The following is a 19,759-nucleotide window of genomic DNA, read 5'->3' on the forward strand; positions in this document are numbered from 1 at the left end:
ACCATTTTAGCCTACTGCAATTTGCCGCTTATTCCGGCGTTATGCCGACATGTCATAGGCTTGGCATATGAATGTCACACTCTTAACGTATACAAAAAGGTAAATTCTCTCCATATTATTGGCAACTTTAATTAGGAGGAATTTAACAATGGAAATGCAAATAAATATAAATGTGATTAAAACCCAAAGAAATAATAGAGCTTGGAGCCAAACTCAGCTAGGGGATGTATCAGGACTAAGTTTAAGGACAATTCAACGTATTGAAAACACAGGTGTCGCTTTTCTTGTCGGTTTATCAAGTTGGCAATTAGGGTATGGCGATATATCTACTTTTAAAGGTGGTTTGTATGGTACTACTGCTTATCAAGTTAGGCTGTCAAATTACCATGTTTGGATATTAGGTGTATTGGGTGGCTAACAAGTTGTTAAAAAAGGACAAAAAACTGTTGATTTTGCTCCTGCGTCGCGTATTTTAACTAACCATTACTTAGCCTGTTATTTAGGCGTTATATGCCTGGGCAATTTAGGTGTAGATTTCACACATGGATGAATTATAAATGTCAGGAAGAATCTCTTTTTTATCAACATTAATTTTTGTCGTATTAATTATTGTTAGTTTAGGTGCTTGTAATAACTCTATTACTCTAAGTAATACATCAAGAAGTACTCCAATATCCAATCTTCCACCCCTACAGCCAAGTTCTTTATCTAATGATGGAAAAGAATATGATGGTCGCACCCAAGTAACTTTTTTACTTGAAACACCACTTAATACACCTGTAAATTCGAGTATTTATTTATCAGGAACATTTGACGATTGGTCAGGTGGTAACAGTAATAAATATAAATTTAATAAAATCGAAGATAATAAATATCAATTAACAGTCGAAGAGGATGCCGGCAGTGTTTTACAGTTTAAAGTTACTCGTGGTTCTTGGGATTTTGGGGAAGTAGATGAACGGGGTCGCCGTATTGGAAATAGAGTGCTTACCGTAAGAAATAAACCATTATTTGTAAAATTAGTCATTAGGAACTGGAACGATAAATCCGAAGAAATAGGTAATACAGATTCAGGTTATTGGGAAACAGAAATACCTAATTACAAAAGTGAGCCGCTTAAACCAAGAATACGTTTAAATGGTAATAAAATTAATGTTGTGTCTTCATTTAATGAATATTCAGAAGAAGGTGCTACGGCCATTGATCATAACGGTAAAGCTCTGTCAGATAAGCTGGAAATAAAAGGTTTACCTGAAACGAATAACCTCGGCGATTACCTTATCACATATGAAGTCAAGGATAGTCAAGGTAGACAAGCCGAGCCTATAAGCAGAATGCTTAGAATTACGGGTAAGAAACCTATTAAATATTCGCTACGCCCTGTAGGAAGCACAAGTTCACATTTAGGCTATATTGAGCAAATCCCTGCTCAGTACGGTAAAGATTTAACAAAAAAATATCCTCTATTTATTTACCATCATGGTGCAGGCGGCGAAGCTGCTTCAATGGATTTGTCTAGACAAACGTCTCTCTTTCAACTTGCCAATTGGTGGGGCGGTGGTCCTGCTAGAATAGCAATGAGAGGGCATTGGAATACTAACTCGCCTCTTATTGTGTTGTCTCCTCAACGTTCATTTTTTAAATCTGATATCGCTAGCATTGATGCATTTGTAGATTATGCCATTAAAAACTATCAAGTAGATCCTACTCGTATTTATATGGGCGGCTTTAGTGCGGGAGGTTATATTTCGTGGGAGTATGCAATTAAATACCCTACAAAAATCGCTGCCATTTTACCCCTTGCGGGCACTGTTTTTCCTGAATCACTAGCAAATATATGCAATGCTAAGGAAGTTGCTGTTTGGGCTTTTCATGGTGCGGATGATACAACAGTAGATGCTGATGATGCGAAAAAATCAATAAAATCTTTTAATAAATGTGATCCTAAACAGCATGCTAAATTAACCTTGTTTGATGATGGAGGCCATGCAAGCCATCAAAGAGTATTAGAGTTAACGGGTATGTTCGGATTTTCGGAATTAAGCGATCCTTTTGATGAAAATATATATACATGGTTAATGTCACAACGTTTACCAAACAATTAGGGTTGTTGTATTCGGGGTAGATAAAAATTTACAATTGGCTTTTTGTTCGTTCCTCAAACATTTTAGCCAATTGCAATTTGCCGCTTATTGCGGCGTTATAAATACAAGGATGGTTCGATGAAAACTCTCAGCATAATATTACTATTTATTACTTTTCAATCCACTGCAATGGCTGAAAAGGGCGTTGTTGTTAATATACTCCCAGATAAATTAACTTTGTCAATTGACTGTGAAGCTCAAGTCAAACTACAACGATTAAAAACAGAACCAGAAAAATTCTCGGTTGGCTATTCTTGCAAGAATGCGACAAATGGTAGTTACTATATGGATTTTCGTCTAAATGATATGGATATAGTCGCCGATTTTGATGATGGTTCAGCTAAAGTTGATGTGAATAAAACTAAGTTTAAATCATATACACTTTATGAATTATTTATTGAAAGTAAGGACGGAGAAAGATTTAAATTTGTTTCCTATTGTACAAAAGATATTTGTCTCGATTTAGTTGGTAACTATGAAAAATCAGTTAAAGACTCTATTACGTCTCAGTTAAGAAGTTAGTATATGAATTCGGCATTTATAACAAGTTGTTCAAGCGGGACAAATTTATTGTTGGCTGGTTCCGCTCCGCCTCACATTTTAGCCAACCATTACTTAGCCCGTTAATATGGACATTAGGCGAAATGCCACAACCAAAGGATTGCGTATGAAATTTGAAACAAGTAGACAGTTTGGCTTAGGTAATCGAAAATATACCTTAACTGAGAATTTTGAATTTTTTGGTGTAACATTGCCTATTGGCTTAACAGTTGATGGTTCTTCCGTGCCAAAAGTTCCTATTCTGTTTTTGGCAACTCTTTGGTTGTTGTTTTCAAATGAACTTCCATTTTCTACTCCTTCATGGGTTGATAGTCTCGTGGTCGTAGTGATGTTACTGGTTGGTATATGTGAGAGCAGTGGTTGGTTTATGAAGCCTGCGGCAGTACATGATTACAGATTTCAAAATGCCTCTACCGCATTTGGTTGGTTTCCAGCGAACATTGAGTATTTTGTATTAATGCTTAGGAAGGTATTTCAATATTCAAACGAAAAACCTTCTCCATTCATATTTCAAACCTTATTTCATTTAAGTTTAGGTTTAGCTATAGCTCTCGCTCATTTATTTGTACTTACTTTATTTGGTTGGTATGTTTGGTACGGGTACTATTCTAAGAACAAACGCCTTGGTAAAATTGTCTAACAAGTTGCTTAAACGGACAAAAAAACAGCTGATTGTGCTCGTTCCTCGCTATTATAGTCAGCCATTTTTAGCCGCTTAGAAAGCGTTAGTGTTGTAAACAAACTATGGAGTGTAAAATGGAATTAGGTGCATTTTCAGTAAGTTTATCGGTTAGTAACATCGAAGAGTCGAAAGTCTTTTATCAAAAATTGGGTTTCGAGATAGTTGGTGGAGATCAATCTCAAAATTGGTTAGTACTAAAAAACGGTGATCATAAAGTAGGGTTATTTCAGGAAATGTTTGAAGGGAATATAATGACTTTCAATCCAGGCTGGGATCAAAACCGTAAAACACTAGAATCATTCACTGACATTAGAGAGCTATTAAAAGAGTTTGAGTCTCAAGGTGTTCATATAGTTCAACAATCTATCAATAGTGAAAGAGGCCCTTCGAGTTTTTCTATTAAAGATCCAGATGGTAACTCGATTCTAATTGATCAACATGTGTAAACAATACTAATTTTACGTTTATTGCGGCGATAGGTTAACAAGGATAGTTAGATGAATAATTTACTGTTTAAAGAAAAGTTAGTGGTGGCATTTTGTTTCTTGGCGCTGGCTGTTATGACTTTTTCAATTCTCAAAGTGGCTTGAGTAATTTAGCTATTTCAACAGGCGTAGCAATAACTTTATTTAGTACTGGATTAATTCCTAAAATATTTTCTATGCCTTTAAAATCTGCACTCAAAGACATTCAATCACCAATTCTAGTCAAAGTTGAAACGCAGCAATATTTAGCATTAAGTGGTATTGTAATTAGCTCTATTGGCTTGGGAATGCAATTGTTAATCTAACAACAAAATTAACAAGGACACGTAACAGTTGGGTAACAACTTTAGCCAACTATTACTTAGCCTATTATTTGGGCGTTATGACGTAATATCGAGAATGTCGTATGAAAATAAGATTATTCATTTTTACTTTGTGCTTATGGAGTACTTTTTCTATGTCTGAAGAGTGTGTTGTATTACTTCATGGGATGGCTCGTTCCGATAGCTCTATGAATAAAATGGAGACAAAGCTTAAAGAAGCGGGGTATACCGTCGTGAATTTTGACTACCCATCAACTCGGTTTAATATTGAGAGTATTGCCAAAGATTACCTTCCTAATGCAGTCGCGCAATGTAAACCTAACGTAATCATAAATTTTGTGACTCATTCTCTTGGTGGAATTGTGTTACGTAAATATTTAAGCGATAACAAACTAGAACTCTTAGGCAGAGTGGTAATGCTAGGTCCTCCGAATAAAGGAAGTGAGGTTGTTGATAAACTTAAAAATGTTCCAGGATTTGAATTTATTAATGGCCCCGCGGGTTTGGAATTAGGAACTGATAAAACAAGTATTCCAAACTTGCTTGGGCCAGTCACCTATCCAGTAGGAATAATCGCAGGCAGTTCAACTATTAATCCAATACTTTCTCAAATGCTTCCAAACCCTGATGACGGTAAAGTGTCAGTCGAGAACACAAAGGTAGAGGGGATGGCTGATCACATAATTCTACCAGTTTCTCACCCATTTCTTATGCGAAATGACGAAGTGATTAGGCAAGTTAAAAGGTTCCTAAAAACAGGGAAGTTTCAGCATAGTAAATTTTCTCCCTAATAAGGCAATTAAATCGGATTAAAAAAGCTGACTGTTACTCGTGCCTCGCTATTTTAGCCTCTTATTGAGGCGTTATGTTTTTGTGATTAAACGCTATTTTCTAGGTGTTTTCTAATAAGGCTGATTTCTTCAGCTGCCTTTGCTAATTCCAACTTGCACCTTTGATGTTCTTGTAAAATAGTTTCATTTAAGGTGACCATTTTTTTTACAGGCGCTAGAAAACGTGCCAACCAAAAACCAATATTTATCAGCACTAATACTAATGCCCAAATTGCAAATGTAGTCATTTTATTCTTCCTTGTTATGTTGTTTAGGGTTAACTTTTTTTGATTCTAACCACTGATCTACATCAGCGCGGTCGAATTTAATATTTTTTGAGTTTAGCTTTATGTAAGGCGGACAATCCCCACTTGCTATGTATTTGTATATGGTTCTTTTGGAGTCACCCAAGTACAACGCTAAATCTTCAATGGACATTAAATTCAAATCATTCACCAATCACAAAACGCTTCAATATGACGTAATATGTCACCATATTCACAAAGTGTCAACACTGTTTTTGTAGTGAATTCTTAGACATTATATAAGGATAAAAAGATAACAAGCTGTTAAACAAAGACAAAATATAGTTAGCTTTTGCTAATTCGTCGTTTATTCTAACCAACTATATTATTGCCTGTTAACAGGGCGTAATACATAATCATCTGTTTGGAGTTTAAAATTAATGAAGTGCCCAATAACAGGAATTTTACCTAAAACTGTTAAGGTTGGAAAAATTTCTGTAGACGTTTCTGAAGAATGTGTAGGTGCTTTTTTGATAAGCTTGAATTAGATAAGCTTGATGAAAAGTATGAAATACGGGGGAGAAGTTCTAGTTGAGCATTTATTACGATTTGAAGCTCATATTTTAGATGCAGACAAACGTATTAATTGTCCTAAATGTGAAAGTGTAGTGATGATGAGGCGCTTTTACAGCCTTAAACAAAGCATGTATTCAACCTTTGTGTCCAAATGTTGTTGAGCAAGTTTTCATGTTTAACAAATATCGCTAAATGAAGTCAAAAAACGTGCGTTTATATAAAGCGTTATATTAAAAAATAAGTCGGAGTAAATACAGTTGGCTCACGGTTCGCGCAGTTTAGCCTAGCTGTATTTGTCCGCTTAGCAAGGCGTAGGCTATTTTGAAATTTTCTCTTCCCAATCTGCAGCCCAATCTCTCAAAGGGTTAAGTGTGTTCATTAAGGACAATCCTAATGTTGTTAGTTTATAGCCTTCTGATGTTGTAAAAACTAATTCAGCTTCAGTCAGTTGCTTAATTCTAGTGTTTAAAACAGAAGGAGACATACCGTCACATCGTTCTTGTAACCCTCTAAAACTTAGAGGGTCTGAGTTAAGTTCCCACATGATTCTCATGTTCCACTTTCGGCCTAACAAATCGAATACAGCCATGATTGCTACACCCGAACTGGATCCTCTTACTAATTTTTTCGGTAATGGTGTTGTCATAAGTATTGCGCTACTAAAAGAGTAGCGGCATAGTCCGCTACGAAATAAGTAGCGATATTATATTAATCTATTTAAAAAGCGAGAATTATATGTATTTAGTAGATATGAGTTTTACTGACATGGCAAAAATTACACCAGAACTAACTGATAAGCATAAGAGTTATCTTGAACAAGAATATAAATCAAACAAGCTGATGTTTGGTGGAAGAAAAGTACCTAGAACTGGGGGGATACTTATCTCACAGCATGCAAGTGAGCGAGAGCTTAAACAAGTTTTAAACTCAGACCCATTCGTTAAAAGTGGAGCTGTATGTTATTCAATCACTGAATTTATTCCTGTAATGGCTTCTAAAGCTTATGAGGATGTCATAGCCTAATAAGTTGCTAACAGGTCGTTAGTTGTTCGCACTGAATTTACTAAATTTATTTGCTAGTTCAGTGTGTATCTTAACCCTTTGTATTAGATTTAATCTTTGATTTGGCAATGCCATCAAATATTCAGTTCTTTTATTCTTACCTCAATTTCAGTATGTATTTAGGAGATGCTTTGTGAATCTTTCGTTTATCACATAAACATGGTAACTTATTGCTTCTGTTGTTCTTTTAAGTCAACGTAACTAACAAGGCAATCAAAGGAACACGCAACAGTTGGTGGCGTTTCGCTTAGCTCCACATTTTAGCCAACAATTATTTTCCTCTGAATGAGGCGTTATATGCAAAAGGAAATCGCATGAAATATCTAGCCGTTACATTTATACTTGTCCTACTTTCAGGTTGTTCTTCTCTCGTAGGAGCCATTGCAGAAACAGCGTTTGAAAAAGCTACTGATACCGAAATTAGCTATGTTGGCGCAAGTTGTCCTGATGTTAGGCGTAATTGTTCTAGCGGTAATTATCAAGAGTGGTATCAAAGTAATGGAAAACTAGCTTGTGCTTGTAATAACTAATTGCATGTAACAAGCTGTTCAAAAGAACAATTACAGTTGGCCAGCGCTCGTGCCTTTCATAGTATAACCAACAATAATTTTCCGCTTAACGTGGCGTTATATTTCAGGAGTAATCTGCATGTTTAAATATCTATTTCCAGTTTTAATATTGATACCTTGGTTGACTCAAGCAGAAGCCATTGAAGTTTTGACGGTTGACCGATCAATATCAAAGAGTATTCAACTTTCTTTTCCAAACGATATTAATATTAAACCTAAAAAAGGTGACTTCGAAATAATTAACTATGTACTTATGAGTAATGAAATTGGTGAACGCTGGAGTGTTGTAACGCTTACTAATTTATCATCAGGCAATCGAGAATTTTCTCATGATCACTTAATCGCTTTATTTGCGGACGGCAGTCGTATAAGCCCACTACAGTATAAATTAAACTTTAAGGGGCAAGAAACTCAGTCTATTACGGTATCATTCGGAGTACACAAATTTCCAATACTAAGCATCTATTCAAGTAATGAAATATAACAAGTTATTTTAAAGGGCAAAATACCAGTTGTTTTTATTTTAAACCAACTATTTTTAGCCCCTTAATTAAGCGTTATGTGCACCTAGGATTGGGTGTTAAATTAAACAAGAGGGAACAAAATGAAATTCTATCCATATTCGATAATTGAATCTAAAAATCTTAAAGCACTATTAATTTCAGCGAGAGTATTAGGCTTCTTTAGCTATTTATTATTCTTTGCAGCATTATTTATAGGTATTCTTGGTGTTGTAAATGATGTACCCAAAACAGGTGAGTTGAGCAGCGGACTAAAGGCAACACTATCTGCGCCAGGTACAACAGGCCCAGCAATTCTATTTTTATTCTGGGGAGTTATTTCTTCAATAGGTTTACTTGCTTTCAGTGGCCTTTGTGCGGCAGTTGTTTCTTGTGAACATAAATTTACTTCCACTAGTGAGTAAGTGCACATAATATTTTAATTAATCATGACAAATAACCGTTAGCTCGGTTTGCTACGCGACCCATTTTGCCAGCTATTATTTTCAGCTTAACGTGGCGTTACCACTAAGGCATGGTTAATCACAATCGGATTAAAAGTTTTATACATAATGTTATTTAATATGGATCGTCACGAACCTCTAACCAAAACCTCATGGAATGAAAGTGTTGTTCAAATAGAAATATCGACAATTATCGATGATATTCAACGTTCACTATTACCTGATTCTTGTTGGCCAACGCATCCACTTGATGCAGAAAGCTACCCTAAAGTTGGACCTAAATGGTCTGCATACGCTGGAGCTGCAGGCACAATTCACGCTTTACAAATACTTAGTGGATATGGATATAAAGTAAATGACTTGTCAGGATTAATTGAAAATATTTACCAGTCTTTTTTGAAAACACCTGATGTATCAGTAGAGCCTGGCTTACAAATAGGTGAACTAGGCATACTCATGCCCGCAATTTTAGCGCAGCCTGATGATGAAAAGCTATCAAAGCTAGTTCTGCGATGTATGGAAGATACTATCGATCTTCCTCTGTATGAAATAACTTCTGGGCAAAGTGGAATGATGCATGCTGCCTTAGCCCTTTATCGCAAGTCGGGAAAAAGTCATTGGAAAGACTTGTTTGTTAAAGGCGCAACGTCATTAATGGATAACTGGACACAAGATACCGATACGGGCGAATGGCTTTGGCAAAGCCAAGTATTTGGCCCTAAACGTCATTATTATGGTGCTTGTCATGGTGTAACTGGCAATGCCAATATTCTTTTACAAGGCGCTGATTTATTACCCGAAAGTTACACCGAAATAATAATTAAGCGTACGGTTGCCACGTTAAATATTTCAGCAAAACAAAAAGACAACTTAGCGAATTGGACGCTCTGTACTAAACCAGACATTGATAAATTGCTTGTTCAATGGTGTCATGGAGCAGCCGGTATTGTTACCGCAATGTCAAGAACACCGGCGATTGATTCACCTGAATCTAAACTGCTTGATGAGTTGTTAGACAAAACTGCGGAGCTGGTTTGGCAAGCAGGTCCTCTCGTAAAAGGTTCGAATATCTGTCATGGGACATCTGGTAACGGTTACGCCTTTTTGTATTTATATCGAAAAACGGGCGAGTCATTATGGCTTGAGCGAGCAAAAAAATTCGCAATGCATTCTATTGAACAATGTCAGAAAGCGCGCTTGCATTATGGGCAAGGTCGATTTACCTTATGGACAGGAGACGCAGGGCTTGCAATATATTTGTATCATTGCATGTATCCTGAAAAAGCGGCTATACCGGGCTTGGATTTATTTTAAGTCTGTCGTGCTTAACAAGCCGTTAAAGTAGGATAAAGTTCAGTTGACTGGTTCCGCTTTGATCTTGTACCACTTTGGTGGAAACACACTTTAGCCACTTATTGTGGCGTTAGCTCTTTAAGGAATAATATGAAACGTAGGCAGTTTATTAAAGCTTCATTGGCGAGTGGGGCTGCTTTTATAGGAATAGGTGTTGGAACATTTCAGTTCATTGAGGAGGGCAGCAAAGATAGCCTGACGATCGAATTTGCGTTAAATAAACTGAATGCGCTATCTAATGAAAGCATTCAAAATTTGGGAGAATGGAATCCCCATCAAATATTTACACATTGTGCACAAAGTATAGAGTTTTCAATGTCTCAATTTCCGGAACATAAATCGAGTTTTTTTAAAAGCACAGTTGGAAAATTAGCATTCTCAATTTTTTCATCTAAAGGTAGTATGACTCATGGTTTACATGATCCAATTCCAAGCGCACCAACGCTTACGAAAAGTTTAGATTCAATAATAGCACTAAATCGCTTGATAAAATCATTGATTGAATTTGATAATTATCAAGGAACTCTAGCCCCACACTTTGCCTATGGTGAACTAACTAAAAATGAATATGAAAAAGCACATTTGATGCATTTATATAATCACCTGCAAGAAATAAAGAGCTAACAAGGCATTCACGGACAAGTAATAGCTTGCTTCATAATTAGGCTAAGCATTTTATACCCGTTATTGGGCGTTATATGTTATTAATTTGTTTATTGCCTTAAAGGTGAGGTTATAAATGAACTCAAAGATGGTACTCAATTAATTCTGAGCGAAGGCATGTCATATATTGTCTCAGATGACTTGAGTTCTCATCGTTAAATTACCAATGAGGGCGTGCAACTATTAATAATGGATGGCGACTTCTTGAAATTAAAACATAACGAACCATTCAACAAGACAAATAAACGTTGGCCATGGGTGTCAGACTTGTTTTAATTAACACATAGACTATCACTATATTTGAAAGCAGTGATGTAAAAAAATAAACGAGATACTTCGAATAACTAAAGAATAGATAACATCCTCTTTATTCAGAACAAAATACGGCTGCCTGTTTTTGTTCATCAAGACTTTAATCAATATGTTGTTGCATTAAAGAGAACCTTATATGGCACATGGAAGCGGTATGGATTACGATCAATTTAATAAGTTTTGCGGTTCATTGGCTGCAACAACATATATCGTTCAATGGGGTAATTCACACGTTTGGAAAATTGGCGGAAAAGTTTTTGCTGTTGGTGGTTGGAGCGAAAATAAGAAACCCGCTTTTGTTTTTAAAACATCAGATGTAAATTATGGTTTTTTAAAAGAATCTCAAGGGTACAAGCCAGCGCCATATTTTGCTAATCGGGGTATGAAGTGGATACAGTTATTTGATAGTGTAAAAGGGAAGGATGATGATTTAATATATTATCTTACAGAATCTTATCGTATAGTTTCACTTGGTTTGACTAAAGTAAAACAAAAAGAACTTGGGTTAAATCAGCGTTAACTGATAAAAGTGATATAACAAGAAGTTAACGCATGACAAATTCCCACGATGTTTGGCAGTTAGTAGTTTTAGTGATAATTTTTTAATCATATAAGGATATAATTTTATGAATGATACAATACGTGGAATAATACTATTTTTTCTAATATCAGCCGCGATTACTTGTTATGTTTATAGTAATTCAACGGGTCTTTGGAGTTTTATTATTATTGGTGGCGTTTTTGAAATTGCATTTTGGTTTGGTCTTTTTTCTGGAGATGATTCAAACTCAAACTCAAACTCAAACTCAAGCACATAACGATACGACTATTAAGTTACTTAAATGGACATAAACAGCTGGCTGTGCTCGGTATATCGCTGATAGAACCAGCTATTTTAAAGGCTTAGTAAAGCGTTAGCAGTACAAAGGGATGTAATGAAATTAGAATTAATCTGTACGTTAAGTATTGCTTTATCATTCACTTTAAGTGGGTGTTCTCCTGAAAAAACGCCTAAATTTGCTCAGCTTGATAATGAAACGTCAGATTTTTGTTCAAAATTTAATGACGAAAATGAATCGGGTAAGCAAATTACCGTTACTAACTACACAATTAAAGCAGTAGAAATTGATAGTAATGGTAACAAAATTGAAACAAACAAGATTGTAGACTGCGGAGCATAATATTGATAAAGGCATTATTAATATTGGAGAAGGTATAGTTGAGTAGTTATCAATTTAAAAAACATTATTATATTCGTGGATTAAGTGAACCTCTATTATGTCTTTTCTTATGTATTCCATTTTGGATTTTTAAAGACAGTATTCCTGACCATCTCTGGGGGAAAGCATTTTTTCTTATAGCAGGTATACCGTTTCTATTGATTTGGCTAGCTGATCGTATTTATAAGGTAATTAAACATCCCAATTTATTTGTATTTGATTTAACTTCAAACAGTTTAACTATTGATAATGCCAATTACGCTTTTGATGATTTAAACTACTTTTACATTTCAGAAAAAGAAGGTGCTTTTACAATGGAATTTTCGTTTCCTAGCCCTAAAACATTTGAAGCTGGATATAACCTTAAAACACTTGCTGTTTATAAAATTGACTCATCACTTGAGGAGTTTAATGATTCAATACGCAACATGAAACATATAAAAACGTATTCATCCGATTAAAAAATTGCTTACTAATCAATAAAATTGAGACGCAAAAGTTGTACCTAGGCGTGGGCAAATTGGTGATATAAGTTTATTAAGACACACAGCACAATTAGCTCTAGGCGACCAAGGTCTCTAATAAACGGCTAAATAAGAACAAATGCTTTTACACCACTGAACGGACACCAAAATCTAACTAAAGATGAGGTGTTCTAAGCCAAACTCAACGATATGTTATTCTTTATCGCGGTAAGCATTAATTATATACTCAACACTGGCAGCACTGCCTTGTTGAACTCGGTTATAGTGATTGAGTGTTCTTTCTAAATATTGTTTAACTACGTTTGCTTGTTTAGCTGTAATTGATTGCCAAATGTCATCACCAACAGCGCTGATGGGGCTATTTTTATTACTTATCGATGAAACCAAAATGATTTCATAGAAACGTCGATTATCCTCAACTAAAACTTCTTTCTGTAAACTAAAATCTAATGTTATGAGTTGTTGGCGTAATTCAAATTGGTTGTTTACGGGGCACAGTAAAAAATCTATGTTTACGTTAGGGTGGCTCTGATGAATATCATTGATAAATTGCCTCATCAAATCCCCACCAACCCCAGCAATGATAACTAGGTGCGATCCCTCATAATGTTGCAATGGTAATGTCGAGACATCAATACAGTGTGTTTTCCACGCTGATACTGAATTTGGATAAAATCGCTGTAATTTACTTTCTACCTGTGACATGAGATCAGGTACGATATCAACAAAATGTATATTTTGAGCTGCTTGTTTAGACAGTAAGCTTGATCCCAGAAAACCGTGATCGCAGCAACAGTCCCATATGTGGGTATAATCTGATGTTACCATTTGCTCAATATGCTGTAATCTTTTACTGAGTTTCAATGAAATAGCCTATCTTACGATTTAAAATCACAGCATTGTAATGCTTTTTTTTCTTTTTGCGAAGTTGTCAGCCAATAACTTAATAAATAAGGTGTTAGTTTACTTGTTAAAACTTTATATGTTTTTCTGTACGACAAACGGGTCTTATACTTAACCGCTCATAAATTGTAACAACTTTAATAGTTTACTGTTTGTGTATCAAATAGTGTTTCCATATCATGGTTACCTATCAATTAAACTCAAACATATTCGAGAGATAAAAATGAATAAAATAAAACTACTTTCTATAACTGTTGCGATCTTTTCCTTTTTCCTTTCAACGGTTAGTCATGCAGAATCTGTAACAGGTAAAGAATACCAAGCAGTAGTTGAAACGGCTTACAATTATTTTAATGGTGTTGCAAACGCAGACCAAAAGCTTATTTCAAAAGCCTTTGATTTTGAGTTTGGTGATGTAAAAATGATCACTGTTAACAAAGACACTGGAAAAGAGACCATTAGAACTGTGCCACTAAAAGAGTTTGCGGGATACTTCAAAAAAGCAACGAATGATATATGGGAAGCGAAGGTTCTGTCTGTTGATATAGTTGATGATAAAATGGCTATGGTGAAACTTAATTTTGAAACACCCAAAACCCATTACATTGACTACCTAGTAATGTATAAGCGTGAAAATGAATGGCGTATTGTCAATAAAACGTTTATTGCACAGAAAAAATAATAGCTTAACTCTATTAATAACAATGGTCGGCGGGGTAAATAAAACTGACTGTGCTATCTAGCCCAGCTTTTGGCTAAATGATAACAGCCCATTAAATTGGGCATAGTGAGCAAATAACGTTATGAGCATAATTATCGTTTCTGATGTTTTTGGTATTACGCCAGCATTATTAACACTAAAGCATGAACTGGGAGCCACTATTGTTATTGACCCATACCAAGGGAAAAACATGGGTTTTACTAATGAAGCTGAGGCGTATTCTTATTTTGTTACCTCGGTAGGGTTAGATAGTTACGTTGCAGAAGTATTAAAAGTTTTAACCGGTATTGACTGTCAAACAACGCTCATTGGTTTTAGTGTTGGCGCTTCTGCTATTTGGAAGGCCTCTGAAAGCAATGAAAAAAATATGATTAAAGATGCTGTTTGTTTTTATGGCTCACAAATTAGAAATTTCACCCAAATAGCGCCATGTTTTAATATCAAGTTAGTATTCCCTAAAAGTGAGGCTCACTTCGATGTTGTTGAGTTGATGGAAAAGCTTAAAAACAAGCCAAATGTTAAAATAACACAGGTTGATTATTTGCACGGTTTTATGAATTTTCACTCTACTAATTTTGATCGTGTTGGGTATAAGGATTCTGTTGATTTATTGCAGTCAACGTTAGTCTGATCTGTTGTTATTTGTTAGCTTTTAATAACAAGAGGTTAAATAATGATTGGTTATATGTTCAACCTTGCTTAAGCGTTTATTATACATGTGAGTGAATTGCTCAAATACAGGAGTATTAAGTAAATTATGAATAAGAAAATTAGCGGAAGTTGTTTATGTGGCAAGGTATCTAGCACTGTCGAAGGTCCCTTTAAGAAATTTTATCAATGTTATTGTGACCGATGTCAGAAGAAAACAGGCTCTGCTTTTGCTTCTCTCATGTTTACTACACCAGATAAAATTGAGTGGCACTCTGGCAAAGACTTAATTAAGCGATTTGATTTACCTGAAGCCATCCGATTTAGTAATGCCTTTTGTACTGATTGTGGCTCGCAAGTTCCCTATATTAGTGGAGACGGAGCCTTTTTGATTGTTCCTGCTGGCTATATTTCAGGTGATCCCGATATTAGACCATCGGCCAATATTTTCTGGGATGAACGACCTTGCTGGTTTGATGAAGGTAAATCTGCAGATACTTTTAAAAGCTATCCTGAATAAGTCATATGAAACATGTAACCCTATTATTAATAATAATTTTCACCCTGATCCCGCTTACTCAAGCGAAAGAAATATATAAGTGGGTAGATGAAAATGGGAAAGTACACTTTGGTGATAAAAAACCTGAAGCCCTCGACGTCGAAGCAATTGATATCAATGTAATAAATTCGATTAAGCGTGTTTCGTACGAAAGTTCCAACATTAATATTGGTAGACAAGTCATCATATATACAACTAATTGGTGCGGATACTGTAAAAAGGCGAAACAATACTTCAAAGAAAACGCTATTCGTTATACTGAAATGAATATAGAAAAAAGTAAAACAGCTAAACTGCAATATGACAAGTTAGGGGGGAAGGGGGTACCTGTTATATTACTCGGTGATAAAAGAATGAGTGGTTTTAGCGAAGCGGGTTTTGAGCGTTTTTATAGCAGGACAAACTAATCAAAAAACGAGTGTGTTAAGTCATTGGCTTGTGCTTTTATTTGTGTGATTGTAGGTCATTATTTTATTCTTTCAACCGGTTTATTTATATGATGCTCAAAGACAGATACCTCGTTACTTCACTGATCATTTGGTTTGTTGCCACAATGGAATCTATTGGTGGTCTATACGGTTTTTGGTCTATTACAGGAGAAGAACATTCAGTTATTTTGTTGATTGAATCGATAGTTCTCATTGCGCTTATGGTAAATTGTTATGCCATAAAAAACTGGGTTTATCGTCATTCTGCAGAATCATCACACCGATTATTAGCCTGGATAACCCTTATTGCCTTGGCTTTGTGTCTCTGTGGTGACGTTGTTAATTTTAATTTACCGCTTACGTACTACCGATATGGCGGTATTGTAAAGCATGATTACCTTGCTGACTCAGTACTGTTTTTTGCTCCCGGTTATACTTTATTTTTGGTGGTTGCTTGCTCAATTGCACTGGCCAATGGACTTAAACCGAAAACACTCATTACTTCGCTAGCAATAGCCGCCTTAGTTGGTCTTGTTTCATTTTTTTCTATGCACCTAACAGGCACAGGCGCGCACGTTACCATTGTGACCGGTATCTATGCCGTTCTCATCACACTTGTAGGTATGAGTGGCATTATTTTATTTGTGTCGCTGCGTAAATCTTACCTAAGGTTTTATGTGTGGTTTGTCGCAGGTGGCCTTGTTTTAGCTGCCGTAGCTGATGGTGTTATTGGCCAATTTTGGATCTACGGGAACAACGGAGAAGGGTTCTATCCCACTGCAAAATATGTAAATTGGTCATTATATATTGGTTCACAGTGTCTGGTCATTCATCTTGCACGAATCTCTGTTTGGCATGAAAATGGCGCGTATAAGCCTGTTACTAAAAAAACGGTCTAACCAGCTTCTTCGGTTAATGTGGCTATAACAGCTTCTAAAAATGATTTGTAATGAAAGTAGCTTGTGAAACAAAGAGATTAACTACTCATAAAATTATCCAATATAAAATTCTGTTGGCTGTTACCCTCTGTTCAACAGTATAACTCGCGATATTTAGCCGGTTAATATGGCTTTATGTGTTTGAATAGGGGGTCGATAACGTATTGATCGGTGTGCTTACGTCAAGATGTGTACCGTTGATGTCATGAAGAGCGCAATCCATGGTAAAATACCGTATTATAAAGGCTTCAATCTTGAAGTTATCTAGAGGAGAGTACAAGTGGCTAAGCAAAATTACAGTTTCGAAAAGCGTCAGAAAGAAATAGCAAAAAAGAAAAAGAAGGAAGAGAAACGTTTGAAAAAATCAGCTGTAGAGGAAAATCCGTCGCAGGACGTTGACCCTATAGCTGAAACGGAAGCTGAATAAGTAACAATCGGCGAGAGAAAATACGTTAATCAGTAAGGACAAAACAACAGTTGACTGCATTTGCTTCCTCAACAAATTTAGTCAACTCAAACCTCCCCATAGCAAGTCGTTAGCTGCTAACCAACATATCATCAGAATGCATAATATTTAGGAGTATTTATGAACTTAAATTTTGAGCTTAGGATTTTATGAATAGCACCAAAGTAGTCGCCATTAGTGGCGTATCTGGTGCAGGTAAAACCACTATAGTGAAACAATTAGCCAAAGAATTTAATTGTCCCTTTTTACTTTTTGATGATCATACAGATAAAGAAACCTATCCTGAGAACATGAAAGCTTGGCTTAAAAGTGGGGCAAATGTTTCTCTTATTTAAAACGCCGAAATTTGTTAATTCATTGAAGCAATTACTCTCAAAAAATAGCAGCAGTTATATTTTTATTGAAGAGCCGTTTGGTAAAGAACGCGATGTTATGTCTACCTTAAATAGATTACGTTATTTTGTTAGACCAACCGTTGGAATTATGTTTAAGTCGTATTATAACAAGGCACATTGATCACCCAGATTCAGATCCACTAGATTCTATTTCTAGTTACTTGGATAAATACGATGATCACTTTAGAGAAATTTATATATCTACAGCAAATCAAGTTAGGAATAACTGTGATTTAAACATTAAACATTAAACAAGTGACTTCAATAAAAATGACAAGTAATATAATTAATAGCTGGTTAAAAAAAAACATAAAAAGGGACTTACCTAAACACATGAATTCTCAATTAATAGTTTTTATAAAAGTAGCATTATTTACCTTAGTGCTAATCTCCTTCTCTGGTTGTAGCAATAAAGAGTTATATGAATCTATTCAGCCGAAACATAATGATAATGAGTGTAGGAAACTACCCGCTCATGAATATGACGAATGCATAAAGCATGAAACAAAATCATATGAAGAATACAAAAAAGAAAGAGAAGAGGTTATTAACCAATAACCTTAACGGCTAACGAGCAATATGGCTTGAGGAGAATAGATTGAGTTTGGTTAACAATTTCAGAATGATGTCTCTGTATAATCAACGGATGAATGTGCAATTAATGGAAAGTTGTCTAAAACTTCCAAATAATATACTTGAGAAAGAAACACATTCATTTTTTCCTAATATCATTAGTTATTGGAACCACTTACTTTTTGGCGATTTAATTTTAGTCGGACGATTAGCGTTAAATGAAATAGCTAGTCTTTCCCCACATGATTTATCAGCATTCCCCACACCACAGTCACCTCAAGACAGTTACTTCAGTACCTTGTTAGATATAGCAGTGATAAGAGCACAGCTTGATAAGTTAATAATACAATATTGTGCCAATTTAACCGATGCAGATTGTGATAAATTTATTACTTATACAACAACCGAAGGTACTTCGATAACTAGGGTTGTAGCTGATGTAACACAGCATATATTCAATCATCAAGCTCATCACCGAGGACAATTAACCTGTGTATTGAGTCAGTTCGGTGTAGATTATGGTTGTATGGATTTACCTGTGATTGTTGCAGAAGGTAGTCGGAAATAATCAAGTAACAGAGTGTTTTCAATAGGAATGAACATGAATGAAGTTAGAGGATTTACTGTTTCGATTGTAATAGTCATTATTGCTTTTTTAGTTTCTGCCATAACGGCGGGAATACTCGCTGATTTAGCGGGTGTTTGGAAAAAACCATTTATTGGTTCAAGTGCTGCCTTTTTCGTAGTGCTCACTGGATATGCAACGGCACCAAGCCATAAACAAATAGCCTCAATCACTTGGTTAGTTGTAGGCGCTATTGCTGCTTGGATTTTAGCCGGTAATTCATACTACCCAGAAGATTATACACAGGCATATCAACCGACTTTAATACCTTTGTTCGCAACTTACCTGAGTGGCCTGATTGCCTTATTGATATGTATGGTGTGGCATAAAAAATACAGCAAGAAAATAAACCTTGGTACTTAGCATTGACTACATGCACTTTAATCTTGTAACCCTTGACGGGTATTAACTATGAATGGGTCAGAGAATTTTTACTTTCGGAGCGTAAATGAAAAATAAGTTTGTGGGAATCTTTGAGGTTGATTCAGTAGTAAAGGCTTTAGCACTTTGTATACTTACGATAGGTTCATATTTAATATATAAACTTTACCGTTTATCAACTCAAATAAACAAAAATACAAATTTAAAAATATCTACACTTTTCATGATGACCACTATTATCTTATTTAGTATTTCATTAGCCAGCTTGCTTTATGCTTTAGTTAACCCGCATGATCCTGTTATTTTAAATTATTTAATCGGCATTCATATTATCTCTTCTGCCTTCGATATAACGTGGATAATTAAGGTTCGGAATCGTATTAATATCATTGCAGGCTCTAGTAAAGGTGACAAGCTTTGGTTGAACCCATTTATTACCTCAATTTTTCATGTCATCTATATGCAATATAAAATAAACCAAGGTTTGATGAAAAGCGCTAGTTAGCCAAAGCTTTAATTGGAGTAGCAAAAAATCATCTATCCCTTAAATACACGTTATATTCACATGAACATTAAAACTAAAACAAAAGTTTTTCGTCACTTTTGGCGAAAGGGTATATATTTTAGTTAACACTGTTGCCCTGAACA

32 protein-coding genes are annotated in these 19,759 nt (G+C 35.4%); 28 read left to right on the forward strand and 4 right to left on the reverse strand.

The features are described from left to right. Positions 1-154 precede the first annotated feature (154 nt). The 7 genes from CXF85_RS23435 to CXF85_RS21160 all read left to right on the forward strand — a co-directional run bounded on the left by CXF85_RS23435 (position 155) and on the right by CXF85_RS21160 (position 4,986). The gene (locus CXF85_RS23435) at positions 155-418 is read left to right on the forward strand and encodes a helix-turn-helix domain-containing protein (protein WP_442871887.1); all 264 of its coding nucleotides are present in this window, start codon (positions 155-157) and stop codon (positions 416-418) included. A 139-nt stretch (positions 419-557) separates the two neighbouring features. Then, entirely contained in the window at positions 558-2,105 is a 1,548-nt protein-coding gene (locus tag CXF85_RS21135) for an immunoglobulin-like domain-containing protein (protein ID WP_101230635.1), read from the forward strand. Positions 2,106-2,222: 117 nt separating this feature from the next. Continuing rightward, a complete protein-coding gene (locus tag CXF85_RS21140) occupies positions 2,223-2,666 on the forward strand; it encodes a hypothetical protein (RefSeq protein ID WP_101230636.1) in 444 nt (147 codons plus the stop codon). A 145-nt stretch (positions 2,667-2,811) separates the two neighbouring features. Next, positions 2,812-3,345 carry a hypothetical protein gene (locus CXF85_RS21145; protein WP_101230637.1) on the forward strand — a complete coding sequence of 178 codons (534 nt, stop codon included), beginning with the start codon at positions 2,812-2,814 and terminating at the stop codon, positions 3,343-3,345. Between the two features lie 116 nt (positions 3,346-3,461). After that, the gene (locus CXF85_RS21150; protein WP_101230638.1) at positions 3,462-3,833 is read left to right on the forward strand and encodes a VOC family protein; all 372 of its coding nucleotides are present in this window, start codon (positions 3,462-3,464) and stop codon (positions 3,831-3,833) included. A gap of 92 nt (positions 3,834-3,925) precedes the next feature. Then, positions 3,926-4,177, forward strand: coding sequence for a hypothetical protein (locus CXF85_RS21155; protein WP_101230639.1), 252 nt, complete (start codon positions 3,926-3,928; stop codon positions 4,175-4,177). Between the two features lie 101 nt (positions 4,178-4,278). Next, positions 4,279-4,986 carry an alpha/beta hydrolase gene (locus tag CXF85_RS21160; RefSeq protein WP_198555728.1) on the forward strand — a complete coding sequence of 236 codons (708 nt, stop codon included), beginning with the start codon at positions 4,279-4,281 and terminating at the stop codon, positions 4,984-4,986. An 86-nt stretch (positions 4,987-5,072) separates the two neighbouring features. Here CXF85_RS21160 and CXF85_RS21165 read toward each other — a convergent pair whose 3' ends face one another. The 3 genes from CXF85_RS21165 to CXF85_RS21175 form a co-directional block, all read right to left on the reverse strand. Continuing rightward, positions 5,073-5,273: a hypothetical protein gene (locus CXF85_RS21165; RefSeq protein WP_101230641.1), complete on the reverse strand. Its 201-nt coding sequence runs from the start codon at positions 5,271-5,273 to the stop codon at positions 5,073-5,075. A gap of 1 nt (position 5,274) precedes the next feature. Beyond that, positions 5,275-5,463, reverse strand: a complete 189-nt coding sequence (locus CXF85_RS23440) for a helix-turn-helix transcriptional regulator (RefSeq protein ID WP_101230642.1) — start codon at positions 5,461-5,463, stop codon at positions 5,275-5,277. A 699-nt stretch (positions 5,464-6,162) separates the two neighbouring features. After that, entirely contained in the window at positions 6,163-6,492 is a 330-nt protein-coding gene (locus CXF85_RS21175) for a winged helix-turn-helix transcriptional regulator (RefSeq protein ID WP_101230643.1), read from the reverse strand. A gap of 89 nt (positions 6,493-6,581) precedes the next feature. Here CXF85_RS21175 and CXF85_RS21180 point away from each other — a divergent pair, with 89 nt between their 5' ends. From CXF85_RS21180 to CXF85_RS21225, 10 genes are all read left to right on the forward strand, one after another. Continuing rightward, positions 6,582-6,869, forward strand: a complete 288-nt coding sequence (locus CXF85_RS21180; RefSeq protein WP_101230644.1) for a YciI family protein — start codon at positions 6,582-6,584, stop codon at positions 6,867-6,869. A 353-nt stretch (positions 6,870-7,222) separates the two neighbouring features. After that, positions 7,223-7,438 (forward strand): hypothetical protein, encoded by a 216-nt coding sequence (locus CXF85_RS21185; protein ID WP_101230645.1) that lies wholly within the window; start codon positions 7,223-7,225, stop codon positions 7,436-7,438. Between the two features lie 118 nt (positions 7,439-7,556). Continuing rightward, entirely contained in the window at positions 7,557-7,961 is a 405-nt protein-coding gene (locus CXF85_RS21190; protein ID WP_198555729.1) for a hypothetical protein, read from the forward strand. Positions 7,962-8,081: 120 nt separating this feature from the next. After that, positions 8,082-8,402, forward strand: a complete 321-nt coding sequence (locus tag CXF85_RS21195; protein WP_101230646.1) for a hypothetical protein — start codon at positions 8,082-8,084, stop codon at positions 8,400-8,402. Positions 8,403-8,561: 159 nt separating this feature from the next. Further along, positions 8,562-9,755 carry a lanthionine synthetase C family protein gene (locus CXF85_RS21200; protein ID WP_157829158.1) on the forward strand — a complete coding sequence of 398 codons (1,194 nt, stop codon included), beginning with the start codon at positions 8,562-8,564 and terminating at the stop codon, positions 9,753-9,755. Between the two features lie 129 nt (positions 9,756-9,884). Next, the gene (locus CXF85_RS21205) at positions 9,885-10,418 is read left to right on the forward strand and encodes a DUF1569 domain-containing protein (protein WP_101230648.1); all 534 of its coding nucleotides are present in this window, start codon (positions 9,885-9,887) and stop codon (positions 10,416-10,418) included. 505 nt (positions 10,419-10,923) lie between these two features. After that, positions 10,924-11,289, forward strand: a complete 366-nt coding sequence (locus tag CXF85_RS21210) for an MmcQ/YjbR family DNA-binding protein (protein ID WP_101230925.1) — start codon at positions 10,924-10,926, stop codon at positions 11,287-11,289. A 106-nt stretch (positions 11,290-11,395) separates the two neighbouring features. Next, positions 11,396-11,587 (forward strand): hypothetical protein, encoded by a 192-nt coding sequence (locus tag CXF85_RS21215; protein ID WP_101230649.1) that lies wholly within the window; start codon positions 11,396-11,398, stop codon positions 11,585-11,587. Between the two features lie 117 nt (positions 11,588-11,704). Next, on the forward strand, positions 11,705-11,950 hold the full coding sequence (locus CXF85_RS21220) for a hypothetical protein (RefSeq protein WP_101230650.1): 246 nt from the start codon (positions 11,705-11,707) through the stop codon (positions 11,948-11,950). A gap of 38 nt (positions 11,951-11,988) precedes the next feature. Continuing rightward, positions 11,989-12,450, forward strand: a complete 462-nt coding sequence (locus tag CXF85_RS21225) for a hypothetical protein (protein ID WP_101230651.1) — start codon at positions 11,989-11,991, stop codon at positions 12,448-12,450. A 216-nt stretch (positions 12,451-12,666) separates the two neighbouring features. Here the strand turns inward: CXF85_RS21225 and CXF85_RS21230 are convergent, their stop codons facing one another. Next, positions 12,667-13,338, reverse strand: a complete 672-nt coding sequence (locus CXF85_RS21230) for a tRNA (adenine(22)-N(1))-methyltransferase (protein ID WP_232771298.1) — start codon at positions 13,336-13,338, stop codon at positions 12,667-12,669. A 262-nt stretch (positions 13,339-13,600) separates the two neighbouring features. Between CXF85_RS21230 and CXF85_RS21235 the strand changes: the two genes are divergently transcribed. The 11 genes from CXF85_RS21235 (at position 13,601) to CXF85_RS21285 (ending at position 19,616) form a co-directional block, all read left to right on the forward strand. Beyond that, the gene (locus tag CXF85_RS21235) at positions 13,601-14,059 is read left to right on the forward strand and encodes a nuclear transport factor 2 family protein (protein WP_101230652.1); all 459 of its coding nucleotides are present in this window, start codon (positions 13,601-13,603) and stop codon (positions 14,057-14,059) included. Between the two features lie 121 nt (positions 14,060-14,180). Beyond that, positions 14,181-14,729 (forward strand): hypothetical protein, encoded by a 549-nt coding sequence (locus CXF85_RS21240; protein WP_101230653.1) that lies wholly within the window; start codon positions 14,181-14,183, stop codon positions 14,727-14,729. Between the two features lie 126 nt (positions 14,730-14,855). Then, positions 14,856-15,266 (forward strand): GFA family protein, encoded by a 411-nt coding sequence (locus tag CXF85_RS21245; RefSeq protein WP_101230654.1) that lies wholly within the window; start codon positions 14,856-14,858, stop codon positions 15,264-15,266. 5 nt (positions 15,267-15,271) lie between these two features. Then, on the forward strand, positions 15,272-15,712 hold the full coding sequence (locus CXF85_RS21250) for a glutaredoxin family protein (protein WP_101230655.1): 441 nt from the start codon (positions 15,272-15,274) through the stop codon (positions 15,710-15,712). An 89-nt stretch (positions 15,713-15,801) separates the two neighbouring features. After that, the gene (locus CXF85_RS21255) at positions 15,802-16,632 is read left to right on the forward strand and encodes a hypothetical protein (protein ID WP_157829159.1); all 831 of its coding nucleotides are present in this window, start codon (positions 15,802-15,804) and stop codon (positions 16,630-16,632) included. 319 nt (positions 16,633-16,951) lie between these two features. Then, the gene (locus tag CXF85_RS23010) at positions 16,952-17,098 is read left to right on the forward strand and encodes a hypothetical protein (RefSeq protein ID WP_198555730.1); all 147 of its coding nucleotides are present in this window, start codon (positions 16,952-16,954) and stop codon (positions 17,096-17,098) included. A 188-nt stretch (positions 17,099-17,286) separates the two neighbouring features. Continuing rightward, on the forward strand, positions 17,287-17,472 hold the full coding sequence (locus CXF85_RS21260; RefSeq protein ID WP_101230657.1) for an AAA family ATPase: 186 nt from the start codon (positions 17,287-17,289) through the stop codon (positions 17,470-17,472). 393 nt (positions 17,473-17,865) lie between these two features. Further along, positions 17,866-18,090 carry a hypothetical protein gene (locus tag CXF85_RS21270; protein WP_157829160.1) on the forward strand — a complete coding sequence of 75 codons (225 nt, stop codon included), beginning with the start codon at positions 17,866-17,868 and terminating at the stop codon, positions 18,088-18,090. 40 nt (positions 18,091-18,130) lie between these two features. Then, positions 18,131-18,673, forward strand: a complete 543-nt coding sequence (locus CXF85_RS21275; RefSeq protein WP_101230660.1) for a DinB family protein — start codon at positions 18,131-18,133, stop codon at positions 18,671-18,673. A 33-nt stretch (positions 18,674-18,706) separates the two neighbouring features. Next, the gene (locus CXF85_RS21280) at positions 18,707-19,093 is read left to right on the forward strand and encodes a hypothetical protein (protein ID WP_101230661.1); all 387 of its coding nucleotides are present in this window, start codon (positions 18,707-18,709) and stop codon (positions 19,091-19,093) included. 85 nt (positions 19,094-19,178) lie between these two features. Further along, entirely contained in the window at positions 19,179-19,616 is a 438-nt protein-coding gene (locus CXF85_RS21285; protein ID WP_101230662.1) for a hypothetical protein, read from the forward strand. The last annotated feature ends 143 nt before the right edge of the window (positions 19,617-19,759 follow it).

The organism is Colwellia sp. 75C3 (genome assembly GCF_002836255.1).
In the GTDB taxonomy this organism is placed as follows: Bacteria; Pseudomonadota; Gammaproteobacteria; order Enterobacterales; family Alteromonadaceae; genus Colwellia.

Excerpts from the sequence above, each read along its gene's own strand:
- CXF85_RS23435 (WP_442871887.1), top strand. The coding sequence starts at position 155 with ATGCAAATAAATATAAATGTGATTAAAACCCAAAGAAATAATAGAGCT.
- CXF85_RS21135 (WP_101230635.1), top strand. The coding sequence starts at position 558 with ATGTCAGGAAGAATCTCTTTTTTATCAACATTAATTTTTGTCGTATTA.
- CXF85_RS21140 (WP_101230636.1), top strand. The coding sequence starts at position 2,223 with ATGAAAACTCTCAGCATAATATTACTATTTATTACTTTTCAATCCACT.
- CXF85_RS21145 (WP_101230637.1), top strand. The coding sequence starts at position 2,812 with ATGAAATTTGAAACAAGTAGACAGTTTGGCTTAGGTAATCGAAAATAT.
- CXF85_RS21150 (WP_101230638.1), top strand. The coding sequence starts at position 3,462 with ATGGAATTAGGTGCATTTTCAGTAAGTTTATCGGTTAGTAACATCGAA.
- CXF85_RS21160 (WP_198555728.1), top strand. The coding sequence starts at position 4,279 with ATGAAAATAAGATTATTCATTTTTACTTTGTGCTTATGGAGTACTTTT.
- CXF85_RS21165 (WP_101230641.1), bottom strand. The coding sequence starts at position 5,273 with ATGACTACATTTGCAATTTGGGCATTAGTATTAGTGCTGATAAATATT.
- CXF85_RS23440 (WP_101230642.1), bottom strand. The coding sequence starts at position 5,463 with ATGTCCATTGAAGATTTAGCGTTGTACTTGGGTGACTCCAAAAGAACC.
- CXF85_RS21175 (WP_101230643.1), bottom strand. The coding sequence starts at position 6,492 with ATGACAACACCATTACCGAAAAAATTAGTAAGAGGATCCAGTTCGGGT.
- CXF85_RS21180 (WP_101230644.1), top strand. The coding sequence starts at position 6,582 with ATGTATTTAGTAGATATGAGTTTTACTGACATGGCAAAAATTACACCA.
- CXF85_RS21185 (WP_101230645.1), top strand. The coding sequence starts at position 7,223 with ATGAAATATCTAGCCGTTACATTTATACTTGTCCTACTTTCAGGTTGT.
- CXF85_RS21190 (WP_198555729.1), top strand. The coding sequence starts at position 7,557 with ATGTTTAAATATCTATTTCCAGTTTTAATATTGATACCTTGGTTGACT.
- CXF85_RS21195 (WP_101230646.1), top strand. The coding sequence starts at position 8,082 with ATGAAATTCTATCCATATTCGATAATTGAATCTAAAAATCTTAAAGCA.
- CXF85_RS21200 (WP_157829158.1), top strand. The coding sequence starts at position 8,562 with ATGGATCGTCACGAACCTCTAACCAAAACCTCATGGAATGAAAGTGTT.
- CXF85_RS21205 (WP_101230648.1), top strand. The coding sequence starts at position 9,885 with ATGAAACGTAGGCAGTTTATTAAAGCTTCATTGGCGAGTGGGGCTGCT.
- CXF85_RS21210 (WP_101230925.1), top strand. The coding sequence starts at position 10,924 with ATGGATTACGATCAATTTAATAAGTTTTGCGGTTCATTGGCTGCAACA.
- CXF85_RS21215 (WP_101230649.1), top strand. The coding sequence starts at position 11,396 with ATGAATGATACAATACGTGGAATAATACTATTTTTTCTAATATCAGCC.
- CXF85_RS21220 (WP_101230650.1), top strand. The coding sequence starts at position 11,705 with ATGAAATTAGAATTAATCTGTACGTTAAGTATTGCTTTATCATTCACT.
- CXF85_RS21235 (WP_101230652.1), top strand. The coding sequence starts at position 13,601 with ATGAATAAAATAAAACTACTTTCTATAACTGTTGCGATCTTTTCCTTT.
- CXF85_RS21240 (WP_101230653.1), top strand. The coding sequence starts at position 14,181 with ATGAGCATAATTATCGTTTCTGATGTTTTTGGTATTACGCCAGCATTA.
- CXF85_RS21245 (WP_101230654.1), top strand. The coding sequence starts at position 14,856 with ATGAATAAGAAAATTAGCGGAAGTTGTTTATGTGGCAAGGTATCTAGC.
- CXF85_RS21250 (WP_101230655.1), top strand. The coding sequence starts at position 15,272 with ATGAAACATGTAACCCTATTATTAATAATAATTTTCACCCTGATCCCG.
- CXF85_RS21255 (WP_157829159.1), top strand. The coding sequence starts at position 15,802 with ATGATGCTCAAAGACAGATACCTCGTTACTTCACTGATCATTTGGTTT.
- CXF85_RS21260 (WP_101230657.1), top strand. The coding sequence starts at position 17,287 with ATGAATAGCACCAAAGTAGTCGCCATTAGTGGCGTATCTGGTGCAGGT.
- CXF85_RS21270 (WP_157829160.1), top strand. The coding sequence starts at position 17,866 with ATGAATTCTCAATTAATAGTTTTTATAAAAGTAGCATTATTTACCTTA.
- CXF85_RS21280 (WP_101230661.1), top strand. The coding sequence starts at position 18,707 with ATGAATGAAGTTAGAGGATTTACTGTTTCGATTGTAATAGTCATTATT.
- CXF85_RS21285 (WP_101230662.1), top strand. The coding sequence starts at position 19,179 with ATGAAAAATAAGTTTGTGGGAATCTTTGAGGTTGATTCAGTAGTAAAG.